This window comes from Novosphingobium mathurense (genome assembly GCF_900168325.1).
Lineage (GTDB): Bacteria > Pseudomonadota > Alphaproteobacteria > Sphingomonadales > Sphingomonadaceae > Novosphingobium > Novosphingobium mathurense.
In genome coordinates this window covers 69,893-90,768 of the sequence record NZ_FVZE01000004.1, presented here as the reverse complement: position 1 = coordinate 90,768, position 20,876 = coordinate 69,893, and the positions used below count along the sequence as shown (strand labels likewise).

The following is a 20,876-nucleotide window of genomic DNA, read 5'->3' as shown; positions in this document are numbered from 1 at the left end:
CCGATCGCTGATGGTACTTCCGGGATGCGATGCCATTCGCATCCCGGCATGTATTTCTACGAGATTTGCCGGGAGAGACCCCTTAGCGGTTATGCCACGGCACTTACACAATGCCCTGAGTTGCCAGCCGCGCAATCTCGTCGGGCTCCATGCCCAGTAACCCGCCATAGATTTCCTCATTATCCTGCCCAGGATGCGCAGGGGCAGGGCGTCGGATCGATGAGGGCGTTTTGGAAAACTTCGGAAACGCATTCTGCATCCTGATCTTGCCGCGTTCCTGCGTTTCCACCTCCACAATCGCCTTGCGGGCAGCGAAATGCGGGTCGGCCAGCATGTCGGCCGCGGTATAGACGCGTCCCGCCGGGATCGAGTGCTCGATCATCAGCGCATCGACTTCCTCGATGGTATGCCCGGATGTCCATGCATTGATCAGACTATCCAGCTCCGTCTGGTTCCTGCCGCGTGCCAGGTGCGTGGCGTACCTTTCGTCTTCGGCCAGTTCGGGTTGCCCCATCGCCCTGGCGAGCCGCACGAAGATTGCATCCTTGTTCGCGCCGATCATGAACGGCCCATCCCTGCATGTGTACACGTTCGAAGGCGCAATACCGGGCAGGATCGAACCCGAGCGTTCACGGATGATGCCGTTGTAGTCGTACTCGGCAACCAGCCCTTCCATCACCTGCAGCACCGCTTCGTATAGAGCGGTATCGATGACCTGCCCCTCACCGGTCCTGTCGCGGTGGTGCAGCGCCGCCAGAATACCCATGCACCCGTAAGTGGCGCAGAGCGTATCGCCGATGGAGATGCCCATGCGCGAAGGCGGACGATCCGGCTCGCCGACGACATACCGCCAGCCACCCATGGCCTCGCCGACACCGCCGAACCCGGCACGATCGGAATAGGGGCCGTCCTGCCCGTAACCGGACATACGCGCGATAATCAGACCCGGCTTTTCCTTGAGAAGGTCATCGGGTGCCAGCCCCCACTTCTCCAGCGTACCGGGCTTGAAGTTCTCGACCAGCACGTCGGCGGTCAGTATCAGCCTGCGTGCCAGTGCCTGACCTTCCGGAACACGCAGGTTGCACGTCACGGAGCGCTTGTTGCGGGCAATGACTTCCCACTGGACCTTTTCTTCGCCCTGCCCCCATTCGCGCATGGGATCGCCCTTGCCCGGCGGCTCGACCTTGATGACATCGGCACCGAGGTCGCCCAGGAGCTGACCGCAGAAGGGACCTGCCAGAAGCTGGCCCAGCTCGACCACGCGAATGCCGGCGATGGAGCCGGGATTGCCCGGTATCATTGCATCGCCTCCGTCATGCTGCGGTTACGCCATACCGGTTGAACCGGTGCAGCAAGGCCCGTTTCTTCCTCACAGCGCTGTCGCAGTTCCTCGATCGACGGACCGAAATTGAAGATCTGGCCCGGCTCTCGCTGGCCGCGCATCGTATCGCGCAAACGCGCCGTCGCTTCGGCCTCGACTGCCCCCGTGCCGTCGGCGACAACGCCGTAGGCGCGTGCGCCGTCCACGCTCACCAGACCCTCACGGATTTCGCGTGCGACAACTGCGGGATCGCGTTCGAGCGGATCGCCCCAGCCACCACCGCCCCAGGTGATGAAATGGAGCTGGTCTCCTTCCTGCACTTTCACTTCATCGACCTTGTTACCGATGATCTCGGTGCTTCCGTCGGCGCGTTCGAGTATCTTGCGGGCGCGTTTGCCCGGCTGGCCGCCATTCACGCCCCAAGGCGGAACGAACCAGCGATCGTCGTGGATGGCAATTTGGCCATCGGCAAGGAATCGGTATGTCATGTGAATGCCGTTACCACCGCGATGCAGACCGGCGCCACCACTGTCAGGCTCGGTTTCGTAACGTTCGATGCGCAGCGGAAAATAGCGCTCGAGGAACTCGTTCGGCACGTTGGTGAAGCCCGGCCAGAGCGAATGCCCGTCCGGCCCATCGCCCAGCGGCCTGCCCGGGATGCCACCGAAGCCGATCTGGAACAGCTGGAACCATTCGCCATCCCGACCCGTTCGATTGTCCCAGCCCGAATAGAACAGGTGCGGGGATGAGCTGAAGCCGGCGGCATTGAGGAATTCCGGGGTCTTCTGCCCCAGCAACCCACCGAGAATGTCGAAAATCCGCCCGAGCGCATGGGTGCGACCCGACAGGGCTGCGGGGAATTTCGGTTTCAGCAAGGAACCTTCGGGAATGCGGACTTCGATCAGATCGTAGAACCCGTCATTGAACAGGATCTGCGGGTCGAAGACCATGATCATGTAGATGCCGAAGAACATCTTGAACATGTTTTCGTTGAGATAGAAATTGATCGAGGCCGCGCTCTGCGGATCGGTACCCTCGAAGTCGAGGATGACCCTGTCCCCCTCGCGCCACATGGTGCACTTGATCCGGTAAGGGCCATATCCCAAGCCGTCGTCGCACACATAATCCTCGAAGCTGACCGGCTCTTCCGCCACGGCCTGCGCTATCAGTGCCTTCATCGCCCGATGGTTGCGCTTGAGCAGGTCCTGCGTCGCCGAGATGAACACGTCATCGCCGAAGCGATCGGCAATCTCGATAACTCGGCGCGCGGCCACACGGCATGAAGCGATGATCGCATTGAGGTCTGCCTGGCACCAGTCCGGCTTGCGGGTCTGGTGCATGACCAGCTTCACCAGGTCCTCATTGTATTCGCCCTTGCGCCATATCTTCACCGGGGGAATGCGCACGCCTTCCTCGAAGATCGATCCGGCATCGATCGGCATGGACCCCACGACCTTGCCGCCGATATCCGACTGGTGCCCGAACATGGCAGTCCAGGCGAGGAGTCGCCCATCCTTGAAGACCGGCAAGAGGACCAACCAGTCGTTCGAGTGACTGATGGCCCCATCGCAGCTGTAAGGATCGGACAGGAAGATCATGTCGCCGTCCTCAAGCGTCCCGTCATAGGACTTGAGGAAACCGTCGATGAAACTGCCGAACTGGCCGACGATCATCTTGCCGTCGGGGTCTGCGATCAGCGGGAAGGCATCACCCTGTTCGCGTATACCGGGCGACATGGCCGTGCGCACGAGTGTGGCATCCATTTCGATGCGGGCGTTGCGCAGGGCGTTCTCGATAATGTCCAACGTCACCGGATCGATGGCGACATTCTCGAAGGCCCTCGGGTTTTCCTGGATGATCCTGGCAGGCATAGGTTCACTCCTCAGGCGGGATTGATCAGAATGTTGCCGACGGCGTCGATCGTGCCGACACAGCCGCTTTCGATCAGCGTGGTCGAGTCCATTTCCGTGACGATGGCCGGACCGGAAATCGTATCGCCCTGGCGCAGGCGCGCGCGGTCGTAGATAACGGCTTTCTGCTCGCGCCCGTCCATCCACAAGGTGTGATCACGGATCTTCGCCGCGGCGGGATTGCCGTCACCCCTGGGCAATTCTGCCGCGGGCAATTGCGGCGCTTCACCCAGGGCGACCGCACGCAGGTTCACGATCTCCTGCGGCGTATCCATGTTGAAGGTGAAAAGGCGATGGTGTTCCTCGTCGAAGCGCTTGAGGATCCCTTCGATGCCTTCCGAACGCAGCGTGGCCTGATCGATGGTGAGCGGCACTTCGAAGGCTTGCCCGGCATAGCGCACATCGACTTCGAAAGCGCTTGAGATCTCGTTTTCGGGAATGCCGTCCCCGATCAGCTCGGAGCGCGTCTGGGCGGCCATTTCATCGAGAATCGTTACCAGTTCCTCGATGTCGGTATCTCCGGCAAGGCGGCTGAAACTGCGGGCGGTTTCGGTCCGCATCCGGGTAGTGGCATCGCCCAGAGCGCACAGGACGCCCGGGGATACCGGAGAAATTGCCGGCCAGCTTCCCATCAGCTTCGCCACGGCATTGACATGGAGCGGACCGGCACCGCCGAAGCCCATCAGCGCGAAATGGCGCGGGTCATAGCCTTGCTGGACGCTGATCATGCGCAGCGCGCCGAACATGTTTTCGTTGACGATGTCGATAATGCCGCGCGCCGCGTCCATCAACTCGATGCCAAGGGCATCGGCGACTTTCTGCACCGCGGCCTTAGCGCCTTCGCGGTCCAGCTTGAACGAACCGCCCAGAAGATCCTCGGGCAGATAGCCGAGCACGACATTGGCGTCGGTAACGGTCGGCTGCACTCCGCCCTTTCCATAGGCGACCGGCCCCGGCATCGCGCCGGCCGATTGCGGGCCGACACGCAGCGCCCCGGTCAGTTCGGGAACATAGGCGATCGAACCGCCGCCTGCGCCCACCGTCTTCACGTCCAGCGAGGATGCGCGCACCGACAAGTGCCCCACATCGGTCGTGCGCACGCGCCGCGGCTCGAGATTCTCGACCAGTGCCACATCGGTCGAGGTTCCCCCGACGTCGAGGGTGAGGATATTCTTCAGGCCCGCATTCTTGGCGACCCACAGTGCCCCGGTTACGCCACCGGCCGGGCCGGACATGAGGATACTGACCGGCTGTTCTTCCGCCTTTTGCGAACTCATCAAGCCGCCGTCGGAGCGCAGCAGGGACAACTTGCCCTTCACCTTGGCGGCAGAAAGCTTGTCGCGCAGGCTGGAGATGTACTTGCTCACAACCGGTCGGACCGAGGCGTTGGCAACCGTCGTCAGGGTCCGTTCGTACTCCTGCATTTCGGGCAGCACTTCATGGCTGAGCGAGATCGGAATGTCGGGCATCATCTCATGCGCAATCTCGCCGATCCGCGTTTCGTGAGCGCCGTTGACGTAGGCATTGATCAAACTGACGGTGATCGCCTCCACGCCGCTGTCTCGCAAACCGGCCAGCTTCTCGCGGATCTCACTTTCGTCGAGCGGCCTGATCTCTGCGCCGTCGGCATCCATGCGCCCCTTGACGGTAACGGTGTCTTCAAGGGAAGCGAGAGGCTGAGGCTTGGGCCAGACGATCCACGCGGCCAGCCCTCCGGGCACGAAACTGCGCCCGATCTGCATGATGTCGCGAAAGCCTTCGGTCGTAATCAGGCCGACGCGTGCGCCCTTGCCTTCCAGCACCGCATTGGTGGCTACGGTCGTGCCATGAAGGAAGTATTCGATCTGGCCGGGATCGACATCCGCCGCGCGGGTGATCGCTTCTACCCCGGCAAGAATGCCCTCCGAACTGTCGCTGGGTGTCGAGGGCGTCTTGTGCCGCCAGAAGTGGCCCGTTTCGTTGTCGAAAAGAAGCAAGTCGGTAAAGGTTCCGCCAACATCGACGCCCAGCCGATAGCGCATCAGGCAAGCTCCTTGGGTTGTTCATCATGCGGAGGAAAAAGCCGCGCCTTGGCCACCATGGCGGGAAGCTGCTTTTCCATGACGGAGGCCAGCCATCCGTTCGTCTCGATCAGGGTCCCGAGATCGAGACCTGTCGATATCCCGGCCCTTTCGAGCATATAGACGACATCCTCGGTTGCGACGTTACCGGCTGCACCCGGTGCGAAAGGGCACCCGCCCAGCCCGCCGATCGATGCGTCGACGATACGGGCGCCTGCCTCGATGGCGGCCCAGACATTGGCGAGGCCAGTGCCACGGGTATTGTGGAAATGGACGCGCACCGGAAGCGGATCGACGAGCTTGCCAATCCGCGCCACGAGCCGTGCGACATGTGCCGGATTGGCGACGCCAATGGTGTCGGCCAGGCAGATTTCCGTGGGGTTCGCCTCGGCAATAGCCTGCGCCATGGCGATCACCCGATCTTCAGCGACTTCGCCTTCGAACGGACAGCCGAAACTGGCAGCAATCGTGGCTTGCCCCGTCAAACCGGCCGCCTTCGCCGCCGCGATGATGGTGCGGCACGCTTCTACCGAGCCATCGCTGGTCTGTCCCTGGTTGGCCATCGCGAAGCGGTCGGTCGCCACGGCAACCGCGCCAAGCTGGTCGATCCGACCCGTGGCGATGGCACGATCGGCACCGCGCTGGTTCATGACCAGTCCGATATAGGTCACATCGTCGCGCTCGGGCAGACCTGCGCAAACCTCCTCCGCGTCGGCCATCTGGGGAACGGCACGCGGGTTGACGAAGCTGGTCGCCTCGATGCGGCGCGAGCCTGCCGCGATGGCCCGCTCAATCAACGCCAGCTTGTCTGCGGCAGAGACCTGGTGCTTCTCGTTCTGGAGCCCGTCACGCGGACCGACTTCGACCATTTCAATCGATTTTGTATACATCACTCGGCAGCCTCTACCAGCGCGTCAGTCGAAAGCGCGCTCTTGTGGGCATCGGCGTAAGCGTGGAATGCACGCCGCACATGGGCCGCCATGACGGCCTCCGCCCATCCCCCATCGCCCCTTTCGAATGCCGCGATCAACTCGTCATGCTCATGGTGCGAGCGCATCAGTTCCTCACGGCCGTACTGGTGCGCCGTGCGCCACACGACCGGCTGCTCGATCAGCGTGGCCAGCAGCGCCGCCAGTCGAGGCGAATCGGCCGCTTGAAGGATGATCGCGTGAAACTCCCGGTTGCCGTCCAGGAACCCCCCGACATCGGGCACCTCGGCGCAAATCGCCTGTTTAATGGCGTTATTGCAGGCACGAAGCCGTTTCACCGTCTGCGCATCGATCTTCTCGGCAGCGCGGCGCGCGACCATGCTTTCCAGGACTGCCCGCAAGTCGAAAGCCTCTGCCACGTCGTCCAGCGACCAGTCCGCCACGTACATGCGCTGGGTGGCGCTGCGCTTGACGAGAAGCTCCGCTTCCAGTCGCCGCAGAGCCTCCCGAACCGGAGTGCGCGACACGCCGCAACGCTCCGCCAGAACCTCCTCGACGAGATGCGCGCCCGAAGGAAGCTCGCCGGAAAGGATCATTTCGCGGACTTGTGCGTATGCCCGGTCCGAGGCGCGTGACATGCAGACTCCCAAATCACTTGACCTACCCAGTTTGTATACAATACAACTCTCATCACGCAAATTGCAAGTTCCTTGAGGTGCCAGAACTACGCTCGATTACGAACCAACAGGGGGTCCGTTCATGCGTCCGATCAATCTGCTGCTTTCCACCTCCGTCGCCAGTCTCGCTCTGATGAGCATGCCGGCCCACGCACAAGACAGTGCGAACGACACAAGCGCGAACAGTACCGGCGATACGATCATCGTCACCGCACGCCGCGTGAACGAACGCCTTCAGGACGTGCCGGCATCGGTTTCGGTTCTCACGGCAGCCGACCTGGCCAAGACCGGCGCCGAAAAGGCGCAGGACTTCGTATCCCTCACGCCGGGCGTGACGATCGTCACGGGAACCGCGGAAGCAGGCGACACCCAGATCAACATTCGCGGCATCAATGGCGCGCGCGATGCCGAAAGCTCGGTTGCACTGGTCGTCGACGGCATTCTCAAGACGAACACCGCGCAGCTCAACCAGCAACAGGGCACGCTGCAGCAGGTGGAAATCCTCAAAGGTCCGCAGGGTGCGCTCTACGGTCGCAACGCGGCGGCTGGCGCCATCGTGATCCAGACGCTCAAGCCCGATGACTACTTCAAGGGTGGTGCACGCGCTTCCTATGGTGAGAACAACACCTGGTCTGCGACCGCCTATGTCGCAGGACCGATAACAAGCAACATCGGCGCAGTGCTTTCCGGCTACTACGCAAAGACGGACGGCTTCTTCAAGAATATCCTCACGAACAATTCGCACACCATCGACGACAAGGAAGACTGGTCGGTCGACGGGCGCATCTTGGTCGGCCGCGATACGGCAACCCAGTTGGATATCAAGGCGCGCTACGGCGAATTCCACGGCGCCTCACTGCCGTTCAACGCGGCCTTCCACCTGCCGGGCTTCGCTGCGGTTAACCCGGCCTTCAACGAAGACGTGAACAAGCATCCGTTCAATTTCTACAACAACATCCGCGCAACCAACGACCAATCGAGCTTCGATGTCTCCGCCAAGATCGATCATGACTTCGGCGATATCAAACTGGTCGCCTGGGCCCTCTATTCGGACATCAAGCAGGATCTGGTCGCAGATGGCACATCTGCGGACTTCGCGCGCTATACCAATGCCGTCGACCCGGCAGTGGCTTCTTCGGTCGCGTCCTGCTTCAGCTCCACCGCCGCCCTCACCGGGTTTCCGGTCAACCAGCCAGGCTTCATCGGGTCGACCCCGATCCCCTTCATCTTCGATCCCGCGAACGGATCGACTTTCGGCCCCTATAGCCCGACCACTTGCGATGGTACGCAGTATCAGGTGCGCAACCAGAAAGACGTAAGCGGCGAGATCCGCCTGATGTCAGACAACGGCAGCCCACTGCAATGGCAGGTCGGCGGCTACTTCCTGCACATCGACCGCAAGGTCGGGGTCAGCCTCGGCGCCGACAACGGCAATGGCGTAATCAAACAGCTCTACAATGCGCCCGACTCGGACAATCCGACGTCGCTGCTGCTCGCCGACAAGTTCAAGACCGACGTCTATGCCGCATTCGGTTCGCTGGAGTGGAAGCCGGCCGATCAGCTGCGGGCCGGGCTTGCGCTGCGCTACGATGTCGAGAAGCGCAAGTCGTCCTCGCTCGTACCAGACGCAACCGATCCCTTCACCGGCGGACCGATCAACCCAGGCCAGGCTTTCGGCCCGCTGACGCCGCAATCGGCGACCTTCAAGCAACTGCAACCCAAGGTCACGGTTAACTGGGAACCGACCCCGGATATCAACCTCTATGCCAACTGGGGCATCGGCTTCAAATCGGGAGGCTTCAACAATCAGGGATCGGCCGCCCTGATCGACCAGAACTTCAACGCCTTCATCAATGCCGATGTGACAATCAGGGACCAGTACGACAAGGAATGGTCGAGCGCGTGGGAAGCGGGCGTCAAGGCGCAGTTCCTCGACAATCGCCTGACCTTCGACCTCGCAGGATATTATACACGCGTCCACGACATGCAGTTCTTCGAATTCTTCGTCGGCAGCTTCGGCCTGCTGCGCGTGGTTTCGAACATCGATCTGGTCGAGATAAAGGGCGCGGAACTGAACGTCACGGCCAAGGTCCTGCCGACGTGGAAGTTCTACGGCTCGCTCAACGTCACCGATAGCAAGATCAAGAAGAACAGCTCACGCACCTATACGGTGGGCAACAAGTCGCCCTACACCGCCGACTATACGATCAACCTCGGAACCGAAATCAATGCCCCGCTCAACGACACTCTGAACGTACTTGTGAGAGCGGACTACCGCGTTACCGGCCCCACATGGTTCAGCACGGTGCAGGACCAGACCCGGCCGACGCTGTTCTCCGGCCTCTTGCCTATCTCGGCACTGGGACTTCCGGCAGCGGTTGGCGATGCGAATTACTCGACAGCCAAGCGCGACGCGTTCGGCGTCCTCAACTTGCGCGCGGGGATTCAATCCGACCGCTTCAGCATCGCCGTCTTCGCGGACAATATGCTGAACCGCAAATACCTTGCCGAAGTCATCCCCGCGATCGAGTTCGGCGGATCGTTCATTTCGCCTGGAGCGCGCCGGGTCGTCGGCGTCGAGGCTGGTTTCAACTTCTGAGGAGATGCGCGCCGGCTGGCTCGTGACGGGAAAGCGGGCCGGCAGGCACGTCATTGCGCCTCTCCAGAACCCGGATAGGTCTCAACCAACGATATGAACGAGTGGATGGCGATCTTCCCTATCGCTGGCATGCGGGGCTCGAATGGCTTCTCATAGCCTGCAAAAGGGGTCGTGCCTTCCATCGAGACCGAGATGAACAGGGCTATGCATTCACGATCCTCCTGACCAAGGTCGGGCCGCATTTCGCCGATAATCTCGATCAGAGGCGCGCGGGCCCTTCGATAGAGATCCTGGACGCGGGCAAGGACGAAAGGATCGTGGTTGGAAAGGGCCCATAATTCGGGGAATATCCGCGTGGTCTTCTTCGTGCGAATGTCCTCAAGGATCAACTTGCACATATCGGTGAGGCGCTCGCGCGGATCAACGCCGGGCCGATGTGATATCTGTTCGAAGGCAAGCTCGTAGCTGCTGATCACGGCGTCCAGCAATTCGCGCACCAGATCTTCACGGGTGGGAAAGTGGTATGTCAGGTTCCCGAACTTCATACCGCACTCGGTCGCGACTCGGCGCATACTCATAGCCCGGTACCCTTCGTCGACCAGGATCTGAAGCGCTGACCTCAGGATTTCCTCACGCGTCTCATGCCCCTTGGTGTAGCCACCCTGACGAGGCGGGAAGGCCAGATCCTCAACTGTAATCGCCAATTTATGGTCTTTGTTCATGCAGTTATTCCCGATTCCGGCAGTTGGGCGAATACACGCAACCGGACAAATTTAGGTCACTTGACAGAATTTGTCAAAGAGGAGCACTATTCGAGCAACACAGAGCATGAGCTCGTATTTGAGGGGGGTTGAATAAATGCGCCTGACGCATGCCTCGATTGCACTTGGCTTAATGTCGCTGACGCCCTCGACCGGCGCATTCGCCGCGGAATCGGCCCAGTTCGCAAAGCCTTTGCCTGACGAAGAGATCCCCAGCGTTCAGTCATTACCGGCCCAGTATCCGAAAGACTGGGTGCTGATTCAGGACTTTCACTTCAATGCCCTTATCGATGGGCGCCTGGCAATTGTCGACACCAAATCGCCCGACTTGCCGCTCAAGGGCACCTTGCGAGCCACTCAGTTCGCCAACGTCTTGTATTCACGCACGAAGAACGAGATTTACACCTCCGAAACCTTCTATTCGCGACTGACCAGAGGTGAACGCACTGATGCGATTACAATCTGGAATACGGCCACGTTGCAACCGAAAGGGGAGATTATCCTGCCCGGCGGCAAGCGCCAGCAGTCGGTGACCTACACCGGGGTCTTCCAGTTCACCAATGCCGAAAAGTGGGCGCTTGTCGCAAACTTCACGCCCGCGCAGTCGGTCACGGTCGTCGATCTCGACGGCAGGAAGGTGCTGGGAGAAATCGATCTTCCCGGGTGCACGCATATCTATCCCACCGGTAGCCGCGGTTTCAGCAGCCTGTGCGCCGACGGTTCGATGATTTCGATCACTCTTGACGAACAGGGCAGCGTTGCCAGCTCAAAGACAATCGCCAGCGTGCAGGACATCGACAAGCAGCCGCTTTTCGGAATGCCGGCGATGGTGGGACGCACGGCCTGGTTCGTCAGTTACTACGGTGAACTGCGTGGATTCGATCTGTCGGGCAACGTTGCCCGACCGACCGGCTCGGCCAATGTCGGCACGGCTCCGGGCGGCGATCCGCAGTGGCGTCCCGGCGGCTGGCAGGTCATCTCCAGCGATGCCAAGGGGCTGCTCTATGTCCTGATGAGCCCGCATGGCCGCGAAGGCAGCCACAAGGACGGCGGCACACAAGTCTGGGTGATCGATCCCGCGACCGGTACACAGGTGCGCCGGATCGACCTTGAGGGCATGGCGACATCAATCGCCGTCACCCGCGAGGACCAGCCGCAACTTGTCATTGCCCGCCCCGATGGCGCGATCGCCGTTTTCGACGCCGCGACCGGAAAGCCGCTGCGCGATCTGGGCGCGACCGTTGCCTTCAACCCCCTCGTCATCATGCCGGCCCAGTGATGAGCGCACTGACACTCTTCCTCGCGCTCGTGCTCGCCATATCGGCAGGGCACAAGTTCGCATCGCCGCAGCGCATGGCGCAGGCGACCGCACGGCTCACCGGCATGCCGGAGGCAACGGCAACCGCTGCAGCCTTCGCCGCCGCTGGACTTGAAGGGCTCGCGGCCCTCGCCCTCCTGCTCGAACCTACCCGCACTGGCGGCGCCATTGCCGCAACCGCACTGTGGTGCGGCTATGGCGCCCTCCTTTTGGGCCGTCGCGGCCAGACGCTCGATTGCGGCTGCGACCTCTCGCAGCGGGCCAAGCGGATCGGAGCTTCTGCGATCTGCCGCCCCTTTTGCCTGGCAGGCCTGGCGCTCTTCGCCCTCGCCGCGCCCGTTCCCTTCCTCTGGACCGTCGATGCCCCGTTTGCTGCCTTCGCCCTACTGGCGCTGTGGTTTGCCTCGGCCGAACTCGGCGCGCTCCCTCTTAATGCAAGGACCCGGTGATGATCCTGACGTCGCAAATCCTGCTTTGGGCCGTTGTAATCGTGCTCGCCGTCATGGTCGGGGCCCTGGCCCGACAGGTCGGCATCCTCCATGAACGCATCGCCCCTGCCGGTGCCCTGACACTGCACCAGAAGGTTTCCGTGGGGGAAGTCCCGACCGCGCTGACCCTGCAGGCCGTCGATGGCAGCGCTGTCACGGTCGGTGGCAAGCGGCAAGGCAAGAGCCAGCTGGTGTTCTTCGCCGCCCCCGACTGCCCGATGTGCAAGTCGCTGCTGCCGGTGCTGCGCTCCGCCGCCCGTGCCGAAAGGGATTGGCTCGACGTCGTGCTGGCAGGAGACGGCGATGCGGGCGCCTATGGCCGCATGGCTTCCGAGCACGGCCTGGCCGGAACGCCGATGGTCCTTTCCGAAGCTCTCGGCCGCTCCTTCGGTGTCTCTAAGCTGCCCTACGCCGTCCTTCTGGACGAGACCGGCCGCGTCGCATCGCTCGGCCTCGTGAACAGCCGGGAGCACCTTGAAAGCCTCTTCGAAGCCAAGGAACGCGGGGTCGCCTCGATCCAGGAATTCCTCGGCCGTCGCAACGGGAGCGCATGACGATGTCCGGTATCGACAAACTCACCGAGACCCTTTCCCGGCGCCTGGCCAAGGGCACCTCACGGCGCAGTTCTCTGGCCTGGCTCGGCGGGCTGGTGACGGGAACCGCAGCCCTGCCCCTGCTACCGGTTGCCCGTGCCGCAACGCCTCATGGCGGCGGAACCGGCCGCCCGCCTATCACCTCGGGCACCCCGCAGGATCCGGGCGACCGCGCATCGTGCGACTACTGGCGCTACTGCGCGATCGACGGCTTCCTGTGCAGCTGCTGCGGCGGCACTGTCAACAGCTGCCCGCCGGGGACCGAGATGTCGCCGATCACCTGGATCGGTACCTGCACCAACCCGGCCGACGGGCGCGCCTACGTCATCAGCTACAACGACTGCTGCGGCGCCAGTTCCTGCGGCCAGTGCCTGTGCAACCGCAATGAGGGCGACAGGCCCCAGGTTCGCCCACAGTCCAACAACGATTACAACTGGTGCCTGGGGACCGAAAGCAGCGTTTACAACTGCTCGGTCGCCGCGATCGTCGGTGTCGCACTGGAGGATGCGCAGTGATCCCCCGCGCGTATCTTCTGGCTACCCTCACAGCCCTCGCCACGATCACGGCGGGAGGTCTTGGCGCAGCGCAGGCCTCCCCCCCCTCTCCCGCTTCAACCCAGGACGGCGCGGTCTTGTTCAAGCGCTGCGCGGCCTGCCACACGGCCACCGGAGCCGGCGTTCCGGGCGCCTATCCCCCACTCCAGCGCGATTTCCGCGAATTGGCGACCAGCAAGGATGGCCGCCGCTATCTCTCGCTCGCCGTAATTCGCGGACTTTCCGGTCCGATCGAAGTGGAAGGCAAGACCTATCGCGGTCTGATGCCCGCGCAGTCCGGCCTCGACGACGACGACATCGCCTCGGTGCTCAACCATATCGGCACAAAGATCGCCAAAACCGGCCCGGCCTTCAAGGCCTTCACAAGCGCCGAAGTGGCGGCAGCACGCAAATCGGGCGCAGCTCTGAGCGCTGCGCAAGTGGCCAAGCTCCACGCCGGTGCGGGACCGAAGTGATGCGTGCGCTGCATCTTGTCCTCCCCTTCGCGCTCGGCTTGGTCGTCGCGACCGTTCTGGCGGCGCGGGTGGATGCAGGTGCAGGCGGAGCGGTGAACGCAGGGCTGCCGGGCGTGCCCAATGCCGCACAGGCCCGCGTCGACTACATGCTCAAGTGCCAGGGCTGTCACCAGCCGGACGGACAGGGCAATCCGGCAAACACCCCGCCCCTGGCAGGCGAAGTGGCCCGCTTCCTTTCGGTCCCGGGAGGACGCGAGTTCCTCGGTCGTGTTCCGGGAGTGGCAAGCGTCGACCTCGATAACATCCGGACCGCACAGGTGCTCAATTACGCCTTGTTCCGGTTCGACCGGGACCACGTTCCTGCAGACTTCAAGCCTTACACCGCAGACGAAATCGGACAGCTGCGCAGCAGACCTCTGCGGTTGGAGCGGGCGACCATGCGCGCACAGCTGATCGAGCACCTCGAGGCAGGCAAAGAGGTGCCCAAGACGCATCAGGAATAACAAATATACTCAAACAGGGATCACAGTCATATGTCCAGGAATACGTTGCATCTGCTACCTTCCGGCCTCGCACTTGCCATCGCCCTCACGTCTGTCCCGGCCTTCGCGCAGGCGACCGATGAAGATAGCGATCTGCCCAACGGTGAAATCGTCGTCACCGCAGCCAAGCGCAGCGAAAACCTTCAGGACGTTCCGATCTCGATTTCGGCGATTTCGGGCAATGCCCTCGCCGCTTCCCGCGCCAATAGCGACGACGATCTCGTGACCAAGGTCGCCAATCTGCAGCTCACATCCATCGTCGGTGACAACACTCCGATCTTCGCCCTGCGCGGCGTTTCGATGTCCGACTACAGCCTCAACCAGTCGAGCCCGGTCGCAACCTATTACGATGAGGTCTACAAGGGCAACTTCGCCTTCCTCGGCGTAGCCATGTACGATCTGGAACGCGTTGAAGTGCTGCGCGGCCCGCAAGGCACGCTTTACGGCAAGAATACAACCGGCGGTGCAGTCAATATCATCAGCCGCACAGCCAAGCTGGGAGAAACGACCGGCTATGTGAACCTTGGCTACGGCAACTACAACCGCATGGAAGCAAGCGGGGCCGTCAATGCGCCACTGGGCGACAATGCCGCGATCCGCCTCGCCGGCACTTTTGCGCGCGCCGACGGCTGGTTCAGGAACGTCGTGCCCGGCATGCCGGATCTTGCGAGTACTCGCGAATACGGCGTGCGCGGATCGATCCAATTCGAGCCCTCCGATACCGTTCGCTTCACCTTGCGCGCGTCGACCAGCTACCAGAACCCGCGCAATTACGGCATCTACGCGCAGCCGGAAGACATCAACAGGCCGGGCCTCAGCAAGTTCGAGATAGCCTCCGATATCGCGCAGCGCCGCCGCGCGCGCACTTACTCGGTGGCGCTGACCACGAATATCGACGTATCCGATACGCTGGGCATTACCAGCGTCACTTCATGGGACAAGGGCAAGCTGTCCTTCTATGAGGATACCGACGGCACCGCGAGCCAGCTTCTCGAAATCCCCTATTACGACCGCGCCTCCCAGTTTGCGCAGGACCTGCGCCTGACCAGCGACACCGGCGGCCCCTTCGATTTCATCCTCGGCGCCTATTTCAACCGCGAGAAGGTGTTCAACCGGACCACCTTCGAGATCGGCAAGGACATCGATCTCACTGGCGACAACATGGTGACCGTCGACGATTGCGTCGAGGGCCTGACCAATGCCGATCCCACCGACGACGGCATCGCCTGCCTGTTCCGCAACAGCTTCACGCAGGTCAAGAAGAGCTATGCAATCTACACTGACGTAAAGTACGAGCTGAACAGCGCCATCACCTTGCGCGGCGGCCTTCGCTATACCCACGATACCGGCAAGCAGTCCGACTTCCGGGCCGATGCCCTGGGCGTGGACGAGAGCCTTGTCGCCACGCTGATCCCGACTTCCAGCCTGTCTTACAAGACCGACAATCTTTCCGGCAAAATCGGGCTCGACTACAATCTGGCCGATGGCAACATGATCTACGCTTCGGTCAGCCGCGGTTTCCGCGCGCCCAGCTTCAATGCCCAGGCATTTTTCGACCCTTCCGAGCTTTCGGTCGCCAAGGCGGAGAAGGTTACATCCTACGAAGTTGGCGCCAAGACGCAGTTCGCCGGACGGAGCGTCACGCTCAACATGGCCGCGTTCTACTACGATTACCGCAACCAGCAGTTCATCAACGTCGACCCGTCGACTGCGGCGCAGACGCTGCTCAACATTCCCAAGTCGCGGATCTATGGCGCCGAGGCGGAGCTGACCGTGCGCGCCAACGACATGATCTCGCTCCATTCGGGCGTCGGTCTGCTGTCGAGCAAGATCATCGACGGCACGGTGAGCGGGACCGTCGTCGACGGCAACCGGCTGTCGAACGCACCCAGCCTGACCTTCAATGCCAGCCTCGACCTGACAGTGATGGACAACGATACCGGCAAGCTTAGCCTCCACCCGGAAATGGCCTACCAGTCGTCGCAGTATTTCGAGGTCATCAACGTGCCGCGCCTGCAGCAGTCGGGCTATGCCATCCTCGGCGCACACCTCGACTTCGAGACCGCCGATGGTCGCTGGACCGCCTCCATCTGGGGCAAGAACCTGACCAACAAGCTCTATTTCACATCCCGCGTCGACCTTCTGGCCGGCTTCGGATTCGACTATAATCACATCGGCACACCGCGCACTTACGGCGCCAGTGTCGGCATGAAATTCTGAGACGGACACCGTCCAGGGAGAGGACATAGATGGCTGACTATCGCATGTTGATCGGCGGCGAACTCGTCGCCGGCGACGCAACGCTCGACGTCGTCAATCCTGCAACCGGGGAGCCGTTCGCCGTAGTTCCCCGGGCCTCGCAAGCGCAGGCTGACGAAGCCATTGCAGCAGCCAAGGCCGCCCTGGCCGGCTGGGGCGCGACGCCTTTCGAAGAACGTCGCGCCTGCATCCTGAAGCTCGCCGACGCGATTGCCGCCAACGCGGACGAACTGGCCCGAGCGCTCACGCTCGAACAGGGCAAGCCACTTGCCGAAGCGCAGGGAGAAGTCGGATGGGCCGAAGGCTACCTGCGCCACTACGCGACGCTCGAACTGCCCGACCGGATCATCCAGGACGACGATAAGGGCTACATCGCGGTCCAGCACAAGCCGCTGGGCGTGGTCGTGGGCATCACCGCATGGAACTTCCCGCTGCTGCTCGCCTGCTGGAAGATCGGCCCGGCCGTGCTCGCCGGCAATTGCATCGTGCTCAAGCCAGCGCCGACGACGCCCGTCTGTGCACTGATGCTTGGCGCGCTGTGCCGTGACGTGTTCCCGGCCGGCGTCGTCAACATCATCACCGATGCCAACGACCTTGGCCCGCACCTCACCGCACATCCGGATGTCGCCAAGATCGGCTTTACCGGGTCGACCGGCACCGGAAAGGCCATCCTCGCCAGCAGTGCAGCTGGCCTCAAACGCGTTACCCTGGAACTGGGCGGCAACGATCCGGCCATCGTGCTCGAGGATGTCGATGTGCGCGCAACAGCGCAGGCGATCTTCGGCAACGCTTTTCTCAACTGCGGCCAGGTCTGCCTCGCGATCAAGCGCGCCTACGTTCATGAGGCCATCTACGATGCCATGTGCGACGAACTTGCCCGGCTCGCCGAGGAAGCCGTCGTCGATGACGGTCTCAAGCAGGGCACGCGGATCGGCCCGATCCAGAACCGCCAGCAGTTCGAGAAGGTCAAGGACTTCCTCGAAACCGCGCGCAAGGAAGGCCGGATCATCGCCGGTGGCAAGGTGCTCGACCGCGAAGGCTACTTCATCGAACCGACAATCGTGCGCGACGTGCACGACGGAGACCGCATAGTCGACGAGGAACAGTTCGGTCCGATCCTGCCGGTCATAGCCTTCCGCGACATCGACGATGTCGTGACGCGTGCCAATGCCAGCGAGTACGGGCTCGGCGGATCGGTGTGGTCCCAGGACGTTTCGAAGGCCGCCGAGATTGCCGGACGGATCGACAGCGGGCAGGTCTGGGTCAATCAGCATATTGCGATCGGCCCGCACATTCCGATGGCCGGCTTCCGCAGTTCCGGGCTCGGCGTCGAGCAATCGGCCGAAGGGCTTGCCGAATATACCCAGCTCAAGGTTGTGAACATTGCACGATGAACGGGATGAGTTACGCCAAAGGACCGGTTGACACACCGCTGCTTGAAACGACCATCGGCGAGGCGCTGCGCGATGCCGCCCACCGGTGGGGCACAGGGCTTGCCCTCGTCTCGCGCCATCAGGGACTGCGCTACACCTGGCAGGAGCTTGACGAGGAAGTCGATCGCATTGCCACCGGGCTGCTGCGCCGCGGCGTGCGCAAGGGCGAGCGCGTGGGCATCTGGGCGCCCAATTGCGCCGAATGGACCGTGATCCAGTTTGCGACGGCGCGGATCGGCGCGATCCTGGTCAATATCAACCCCGCCTACCGCCTCTCCGAAGTCGAATATGCGCTCAACAAGGTCGGCTGCTCGATGCTGGTGACCGCTGCCCGGTTCAAGTCGAGCGACTACATCGCGATGCTGCGCGAACTGGGCGGAGAACGCCTGCCGACCTTGAGTCACGTTGTTTCACTTGGCGAGGAGCGCTTCGAGGGCTTCGAGCCGTGGTCAGACCTGCGCGCCGAACCTGACGCAGATCTGCTGGTGCAGGCCGCCAGCGCAATCGATCGCAACGATGCGATCAACATCCAGTTCACCAGCGGTACCACCGGATTCCCGAAGGGCGCCACGCTCACTCATCGTAACATCCTCAACAACGGATACTTCGCCGGCCGCACGATTCACCTCTCGCCCAGGGATCGGATCTGCATTCCGGTCCCGCTCTACCACTGCTTCGGGATGGTGCTCGGCAACCTCGCTGCCCTCACCAGCGGCGCGGCGATGGTCTATCCCGACGAGGCCTTCGAACCCGGCAAGGTTCTCGCCGCAGTGGCAGAGGAAGGCTGCACGGCACTCTACGGCGTGCCGACGATGTTCATTGCCGTGCTCAACCATTCCGGGTTCGGCACCTTCGACGTCTCGAGCCTGCGCACGGGCATCATGGCAGGCGCGACCTGCCCGGTCAGCCTCATGCGCGAAGTCATGGGGCAGCTCAACATGCGCGAAGTCACGATCGGCTACGGCATGACCGAGACCAGCCCCCTTACCACGCAGACGGCGACGGACGATCCGGTCGAGGAACGCGTTGCTTCGGTCGGTCGCGTTCATCCTCATGCCGAAGCGCGGATCATCGGGCTGGACGGCCAGACCCTGCCGATCGGCGAACAGGGAGAGTACTGTTCGCGGGGATATGCCGTGATGCGCGGATACTGGGAAGATCCCGAGCGCACGGCCGAGGCGATCGACGCCGAGGGCTGGATGCATTCGGGCGACCTCGCGGTGATGGATGCAAACGGATATGTGCGCATCACCGGGCGCATTAAGGACATGATCATCCGCGGCGGCGAGAACATTTACCCCCGGGAGATCGAGGAATTCCTGCTCACCCACCCCCTGATCCTCGATGTCCAGGTCTTTGGCGTCGAAGATGAGAAGTATGGCGAAGAAGTCTGCGCCTGGATCATCGCCAGACCGGACGCAGAGCTGACCACGCAATGTGTGCTGGACCACTGCAAGGGACGCATCGCCCACTTCAAGGTCCCTCGCTACGTGCGAGTCGTCGAGCGCTTCGAGATGACCGTCACCGGCAAGGCGCAAAAATTCGCCATGCGCAAAATCATGGAAGACGAGCTGAAGCGAGCGACAGGCACGCCAATCGGGTCACCCAGCAGTTAAAACGGACCTCGAGACGCTGCTGAAGCACCGAGCCCCTTCGCTTTGCATCCTGGGCGTACAAACGCGCTTCGAACAACTGGCCACGCACCCATTATATTACTGAATTTATTCTATAATTATGCCTATCCGCGCACCGATTGCAGGCGTTCTCCGTAGCATCGACGATACCCTGGACCCTATGAATGACGGAGGCGGTTAACTTTGGAAAGCTCTCGAATTGAAGCACGCAATTTAATGCGGCTCACAACCTGAACAACTTTTCAACTTTTTCCTATATTAATAGAAATCCATTTTAATTGTTGCATCGCATCAAAAAGAACTCATAATCGCATCGATAGCGATCTTGCTCGCAAATTGGGGGGAGCAAGACCGTCTGGCGGGGGCCAGCAGTCACAGTTTTGACGAGGTGACCCTCCCTGGGTCATGCCTGCCGATGGGTTGGCGTGTTCCAGGGAACGTGGAGCGGGTTCGTGAAGGGGTCCCTTCTTCTCGAACCCGCTTCATTATCGGCAATCGCCGGGCGCGCATTCCTATCGAACGTTGAGGCCCAACTCGCCCAACAGCTGGCCTGCCTGCTCACGCGATATCGTCGCGCCGCGAAACAGGCTGGCATCGACCAGACGCACACCGCCCAGATCGGCTCCGCGCAAATCGGCACCGTCGAAACGCGCACCCTCCATGCTCGCTTCACGAAGGCTGCATTCGGCAAAGTGCGCCTGCCGGAAATCGCACTTGCGCAGATCCGCCTGCGAGAAATCGGTCCGTGTGAGGTTGGCTCTGCGAAACGAATGCCCGGTCAGGATCGCGTTTACGAGCAGGGTTTCCTCGAAAGCGATATCGATACCGCGCAATTCGCTCAGGTCGGCACCGGTCAGCTTGCAACGCTCGAACCGCGCGGACTGCAGGTTCGCGCGCTTGAAGGTCGCGTTGTTGAAATCGCAGGCGACGAACCGCGCATCACTAAGGTCACTGGCGAGGAAATTGGCAAAGGCGCCGCGGCACGTTTGCCAGACGGTGCCTTCGAGATTGGCGCTTGTAACGTCGGCATGGCGCAGGGTGCAGCGCTCGAACGTCCATCGCGAAAGGTCGAGCCCGGAAAGATCAACTTCCTCAAGCTCGCATTCGATGAGGACCTGCTCGGTCCCCTGCATCGCCTCTAGATCGGGTCGCGACAAGGTCTGGTCGCGCACGGCGCGATCGGAAAACAGATCATCCATGGGCAGACCCTAGCCCCTGAGCGCGTAGCGAGCCAGCAGGCCCCGCCATCTTTGACCGGATTTACCGATCCCCCGTCCGAAGTGGCAGCGCAGAAGAGAGTGCAACAGGCCCGCCCAGCTTAAATTCCGGGGCACACGCCCCTA

At 62.0% G+C, this 20,876-nt stretch carries 17 protein-coding genes; 10 read left to right on the top strand and 7 right to left on the bottom strand.

Annotated elements, in window-relative coordinates:
- Nucleotides 1-103: 103 nt before the first annotated feature.
- From B5483_RS13680 to B5483_RS13660, 5 genes are read right to left on the bottom strand one after another with little or no spacing between them, the layout of a single operon-like run.
- Entirely contained in the window at nucleotides 104-1,300 is a 1,197-nt protein-coding gene (locus B5483_RS13680; RefSeq protein WP_054944885.1) for a CaiB/BaiF CoA transferase family protein, read from the bottom strand.
- The gene (locus tag B5483_RS13675) at nucleotides 1,297-3,192 is read right to left on the bottom strand and encodes a hydantoinase B/oxoprolinase family protein (RefSeq protein ID WP_079730785.1); all 1,896 of its coding nucleotides are present in this window, start codon (nucleotides 3,190-3,192) and stop codon (nucleotides 1,297-1,299) included. Before B5483_RS13675 ends, B5483_RS13680 begins: the two co-directional genes overlap by 4 nt.
- Nucleotides 3,193-3,203: 11 nt before the next feature.
- On the bottom strand, nucleotides 3,204-5,252 hold the full coding sequence (locus B5483_RS13670) for a hydantoinase/oxoprolinase family protein (protein WP_079730784.1): 2,049 nt from the start codon (nucleotides 5,250-5,252) through the stop codon (nucleotides 3,204-3,206).
- Nucleotides 5,252-6,181, bottom strand: a complete 930-nt coding sequence (locus tag B5483_RS13665; protein ID WP_079730783.1) for a hydroxymethylglutaryl-CoA lyase — start codon at nucleotides 6,179-6,181, stop codon at nucleotides 5,252-5,254. The genes B5483_RS13670 and B5483_RS13665 overlap by 1 nt, the downstream gene beginning before the upstream one ends.
- The gene (locus B5483_RS13660) at nucleotides 6,181-6,858 is read right to left on the bottom strand and encodes a GntR family transcriptional regulator (protein ID WP_054944881.1); all 678 of its coding nucleotides are present in this window, start codon (nucleotides 6,856-6,858) and stop codon (nucleotides 6,181-6,183) included. Before B5483_RS13660 ends, B5483_RS13665 begins: the two co-directional genes overlap by 1 nt.
- 121 nt (nucleotides 6,859-6,979) lie before the next feature.
- Here B5483_RS13660 and B5483_RS13655 point away from each other — a divergent pair, with 121 nt between their 5' ends.
- Entirely contained in the window at nucleotides 6,980-9,496 is a 2,517-nt protein-coding gene (locus B5483_RS13655) for a TonB-dependent receptor (protein ID WP_079730782.1), read from the top strand.
- 50 nt (nucleotides 9,497-9,546) lie between these two features.
- Here B5483_RS13655 and B5483_RS13650 read toward each other — a convergent pair whose 3' ends face one another.
- The gene (locus B5483_RS13650) at nucleotides 9,547-10,218 is read right to left on the bottom strand and encodes a TetR/AcrR family transcriptional regulator (RefSeq protein ID WP_079730781.1); all 672 of its coding nucleotides are present in this window, start codon (nucleotides 10,216-10,218) and stop codon (nucleotides 9,547-9,549) included.
- Nucleotides 10,219-10,390: 172 nt separating this feature from the next.
- On the opposite strand from B5483_RS13650, the gene B5483_RS13645 reads away from it, so the two are divergent.
- From B5483_RS13645 to B5483_RS13605, 9 genes are read left to right on the top strand one after another with little or no spacing between them, the layout of a single operon-like run.
- Complete coding sequence (locus B5483_RS13645) at nucleotides 10,391-11,536, top strand: amine dehydrogenase large subunit (RefSeq protein WP_245829203.1); 1,146 nt, start codon at nucleotides 10,391-10,393, stop codon at nucleotides 11,534-11,536.
- Entirely contained in the window at nucleotides 11,536-12,024 is a 489-nt protein-coding gene (locus B5483_RS13640) for a MauE/DoxX family redox-associated membrane protein (protein WP_079730779.1), read from the top strand. The genes B5483_RS13645 and B5483_RS13640 overlap by 1 nt, the downstream gene beginning before the upstream one ends.
- Nucleotides 12,024-12,617: a redoxin family protein gene (locus tag B5483_RS13635; protein WP_054944876.1), complete on the top strand. Its 594-nt coding sequence runs from the start codon at nucleotides 12,024-12,026 to the stop codon at nucleotides 12,615-12,617. The genes B5483_RS13640 and B5483_RS13635 overlap by 1 nt, the downstream gene beginning before the upstream one ends.
- A 2-nt stretch (nucleotides 12,618-12,619) precedes the next feature.
- Nucleotides 12,620-13,171 (top strand): methylamine dehydrogenase light chain, encoded by a 552-nt coding sequence (locus tag B5483_RS13630; protein ID WP_041558370.1) that lies wholly within the window; start codon nucleotides 12,620-12,622, stop codon nucleotides 13,169-13,171.
- Nucleotides 13,168-13,665 (top strand): c-type cytochrome, encoded by a 498-nt coding sequence (locus tag B5483_RS13625; RefSeq protein WP_079730778.1) that lies wholly within the window; start codon nucleotides 13,168-13,170, stop codon nucleotides 13,663-13,665. The genes B5483_RS13630 and B5483_RS13625 overlap by 4 nt, the downstream gene beginning before the upstream one ends.
- Nucleotides 13,665-14,168 carry a c-type cytochrome gene (locus tag B5483_RS13620; RefSeq protein ID WP_079730777.1) on the top strand — a complete coding sequence of 168 codons (504 nt, stop codon included), beginning with the start codon at nucleotides 13,665-13,667 and terminating at the stop codon, nucleotides 14,166-14,168. Before B5483_RS13625 ends, B5483_RS13620 begins: the two co-directional genes overlap by 1 nt.
- 30 nt (nucleotides 14,169-14,198) lie before the next feature.
- Nucleotides 14,199-16,427 carry a TonB-dependent receptor gene (locus B5483_RS13615; RefSeq protein ID WP_079730776.1) on the top strand — a complete coding sequence of 743 codons (2,229 nt, stop codon included), beginning with the start codon at nucleotides 14,199-14,201 and terminating at the stop codon, nucleotides 16,425-16,427.
- A 29-nt stretch (nucleotides 16,428-16,456) separates the two neighbouring features.
- Nucleotides 16,457-17,860 (top strand): aldehyde dehydrogenase family protein, encoded by a 1,404-nt coding sequence (locus B5483_RS13610; RefSeq protein WP_079730775.1) that lies wholly within the window; start codon nucleotides 16,457-16,459, stop codon nucleotides 17,858-17,860.
- Nucleotides 17,857-19,515, top strand: a complete 1,659-nt coding sequence (locus tag B5483_RS13605) for an AMP-binding protein (RefSeq protein WP_054944306.1) — start codon at nucleotides 17,857-17,859, stop codon at nucleotides 19,513-19,515. The genes B5483_RS13610 and B5483_RS13605 overlap by 4 nt, the downstream gene beginning before the upstream one ends.
- A gap of 530 nt (nucleotides 19,516-20,045) precedes the next feature.
- Here the strand turns inward: B5483_RS13605 and B5483_RS13600 are convergent.
- A complete protein-coding gene (locus tag B5483_RS13600) occupies nucleotides 20,046-20,732 on the bottom strand; it encodes a pentapeptide repeat-containing protein (RefSeq protein ID WP_176168054.1) in 687 nt (228 codons plus the stop codon).
- Nucleotides 20,733-20,876: the final 144 nt, after the last annotated feature.